Raw genomic sequence first — 3,420 nt, 5'->3', positions numbered from 1 at the left:
AGCTTACCATCAATAAAATTGGTTGTTAAGCGCCATAAATGAGGGTTTATACTGCGATTTGCAGCCCAACGCTCATGTGCATAATCACATAAGGTTGCAGCTAGCTCAGCATTGGCACGTTTATCAATACCTGCAATTTTATTTAAATCTTTATCAGTAAAGAAGGCTTTTAATACCAGCTGATTCCAAGCCTTTTCATCAAGATAAATGGTAGGATAAGGATTATTATACATAATTGACTCTAAAACCAGGCCAATATTACTTCTGATTCCTTCAGCACATCTCATTTCCCATTCTTCAGGCCAGGCAAATAAAGACAGTGAAGCGTAAAGTGCTACGAGTTCTTGCACTTCCGCGGCAAGAAATAAATTATCGATTGTATTAAAGTATTTTCTCTTATCGGAAGGGTCAATATATAGGATTAAACAAGTCCGAGCCAATTTATCGGCAGTCCAGCCTTTTAAACTAAACCCTGACTTTAATGTTTCAATTTCAGCCTCTTGTTCCGATGTTATTATGATTGGTAATTTTCCGGTTTTTCTTGGCATCATCGCAAAAGCGGAATTAATAGACTTGATATCGAGTGAAAAGAATTTATCGCTCAACCACGTCCAAGCTTCTTCATTAATATTAGACCGGATCAGCTCAGTTAAAAGTGCCCTTAATCTTTCTGCATCGTAATCAAACATGCCCACAAAATTGAATTTCAAAAAGAATTAAATATTGCGAAATCTAATAAAAATTAGCTAGAATAAGGAAAAAAAAGGATCAGCTTAAGATCAAATACCTCCTGAAACAAAATAATTTAATCCCAGGGCAGCGGCAATAATCAGCAAACCAAAAAACTCACGTGTTTTTTCAATATACGGCTTTTTTGCCTGCATGCTTTCGGTAATACTCGGACTATCATATTTTGTGATCCAATCGCGCACACCATCCTTGGCAAAGAACAGAATCAAAGCATAAATCAAATAAAAAGCAATTAAAAAAAGATATCCCAAGGGATAGTACATCCCGAATGATGCTAATCCGCAAAAAATAGATGCCGCCATATAAATCGGCACCCAGAGCCAATAATCATGATCATTTACATTAAACCATGCAAAAACGACGAATGAAAGACAAAAAATGATGTTTATGAGATGTAGTACCATAAATTTTGAATTAGTTTGGGTACGAAGATAAAGAATCGACGAAAAGAAAAAAAAGACTAATTAGGCCATTCTTCCTTGGGAAGGAGGCCTAATTAGTAAAATAACCCTAAACTAATACATTTACCTCTGCCATTGCAATTTCTGTTAGCTTAACATCAGCAGCTTTCTCTTCAATTAATGTTTCGTTTAATAACTCCTCTGCCCGATTATGCTCCATAAGCCTCGCATAAGTTAGTAAGCAGCCGTAACTTGCTATTTCATAATGCTCAATTTTTTGTGCTATTGAAATTAAAGCAGCATCTAGCACATGGCCACTATCGAAATTATCCATGATTTCATCCGCTTCTTCCAATAGGCCCCTCATAGCCACGCACTTTTTAGAACGTGCACTTAAGCCAATACTTTTGAATGTTTCTATGAGACGTTCAATTTGATGTTCGGTTTGTGAGTAGTGATTATCCAATGCACGCTTCAAATTTGTATTAGTAACCTTTGAGGCCATTTTTTTAAATCCTTTTAACATTTGCCTTTCTGCACCGAGAATATCCCTTAATTCATCTACAAATAATTCATGAAGGTGTGCATTAGGCATATCGGGCGATAATTGCTTTGGGGTTTCCATTTGCTTAATTTTAAGTTTAAATAAATTGATTGTATAAAATAGCAGGCTCTGAGCGATAAAAAATAACAAAAGGCCAAATTGATGACAGCTTTTTTACCGATAGAGAAATCCAATAAATTAAAAGGTGATCATACTCCAGCTTATCAATTAACAACCTAGAAGAATCTAATCTTATTATCAATAATCCATTGACTGTCACCAATTATAAAAGAATAACATATCGCAATTTGAAATGTTCTATTGTTTTTTTATTTCTTTTTCAACAAAAATTCATGGCAGTGGAAGGCAGAAAAAAATGCAAAGTGAAAAGGAAAATTGATTTTGAAATAAATTCTAGATTAGTTAGAAATTAATTAAACAAGGAATATTGAATAAAATCTCTTTCATTCTGCTTGGTAATTGGGGCAGATGTGGAATTTTGAAGATGATAAATTGCACTTTCTTGATCTCTGGATGCGATAATAATTTCTGTCTTTTGAGATTTACTCTTAAATAATTCAGAAACCAATTCGGGCCGATTATTATCTTTCGATAGGTGCGAAAGTAGAAGGTGACTCATATGCAAGCCATGCATACAGAAAAGATTGAGCGCTTGACTATTGGAAAGGTGGCCACGATCTCCACTTATTCGGGACTTTAAATGGAGAGGGTATCTCCCATTTTCAAGCATTTCTTCGTCATAGTTTGCTTCAAGAAAGGCAGCGTCGCAGCTAGTAAAATAACGGATAACATTTTCACAAGGCATTCCTATATCAGTTAATACACCAAGCTTTAACCCATTGCAAGTCACAATAAAACTATATGGATCAGAAGCATCATGTAGCTTAGGAAAAGAAATAATTTCTAGCCCTCCAATTCGAACAGTTCCATGTGCTGTAAAAGTTCTAATAAGATTGCTCTCCAAAGCTAAACCCGACTTTTCCAAGGTGCCCTCGGTGATAAAAACCGGCAACTGATACTTTTTAGCAATTACTGAAATTCCACGAATATGATCCGAATGCTCATGCGACACAAAAATGGCTCGAACTTTTGCCATTGATAAACCTAAGCGATCCATTCTTTTCTCTGTCTCGCGACAACTTAGACCCGCATCTATGAAAATTGCCTCCTCTTGATTTTCAACATAATAGCAATTTCCGTTACTCCCTGAATTTAATGAAGCAAATGATAAAGCCATTTTATTGTGGATAAAAGAGCCTAATCGGCCCATAAAAAGCTTAAAATTATACAAAAAGTATCAAAGACTTTCTATTAAGTGATTATATTCGCCTTAGTCAATCATTTTATCCTAAAAATTTCATGAAAGCTATTATTCGAATTCTATTTTTTGTTTTGGTTTCAATGCTTAATCAACAATTATACGCACAACAAAAACGACTTATAAATTACACTGAAATTGGTGCATTAATTCATAGTAGCACTTCATTAAGCGAAAACACCACACTTAATGGTTTTAGAACCCGAACGGGAATTACAAAATTAGTAAGTAATCATGTGGGAATTGGTTTTGCATTGGGTACAGATAACTATCGCAAACCTAGTGGTGCAAGTTATAATACCCTACCCATAACAATAAATGGTTCCTACTTTCTAAAACCCGACCTTATTGGTTTAAAACTTGATGTTTACGGAGGCTATTCTCCG

5 protein-coding genes are annotated in these 3,420 nt (G+C 35.1%); 1 reads left to right on the top strand and 4 read right to left on the bottom strand.

The window, feature by feature from the left end; translation table 11 throughout:
* The 4 genes from ACILQF_RS11855 to ACILQF_RS11840 all read right to left on the bottom strand — a co-directional run.
* On the bottom strand, nt 1-689 hold a 689-nt coding region (locus tag ACILQF_RS11855), incomplete at its 3' end, for an EboA domain-containing protein (RefSeq protein WP_395627615.1).
* Nucleotides 690-779: 90 nt separating this feature from the next.
* Nucleotides 780-1,154: a transmembrane 220 family protein gene (locus ACILQF_RS11850; RefSeq protein WP_395627614.1), complete on the bottom strand. Its 375-nt coding sequence runs from the start codon at nt 1,152-1,154 to the stop codon at nt 780-782.
* 106 nt (nt 1,155-1,260) lie between these two features.
* On the bottom strand, nt 1,261-1,776 hold the full coding sequence (locus ACILQF_RS11845) for a ferritin-like domain-containing protein (protein WP_395627613.1): 516 nt from the start codon (nt 1,774-1,776) through the stop codon (nt 1,261-1,263).
* Between the two features lie 349 nt (nt 1,777-2,125).
* A complete protein-coding gene (locus tag ACILQF_RS11840) occupies nt 2,126-2,953 on the bottom strand; it encodes an MBL fold metallo-hydrolase (protein WP_395627612.1) in 828 nt (275 codons plus the stop codon).
* Nucleotides 2,954-3,075: 122 nt separating this feature from the next.
* Between ACILQF_RS11840 and ACILQF_RS11835 the strand changes: the two genes are divergently transcribed.
* The coding region (locus ACILQF_RS11835) for a hypothetical protein (RefSeq protein ID WP_395627611.1) at nt 3,076-3,420 on the top strand (345 nt) is incomplete at its 3' end.

Origin of the sequence: Daejeonella sp., from assembly GCF_044232565.1 — a bacterium.
Classification (GTDB): Bacteria; Bacteroidota; Bacteroidia; order Sphingobacteriales; family Sphingobacteriaceae; genus Daejeonella.
Note: the sequence above shows the minus strand (reverse complement) of the source record. Positions and strands in the feature narration are given on the sequence as shown.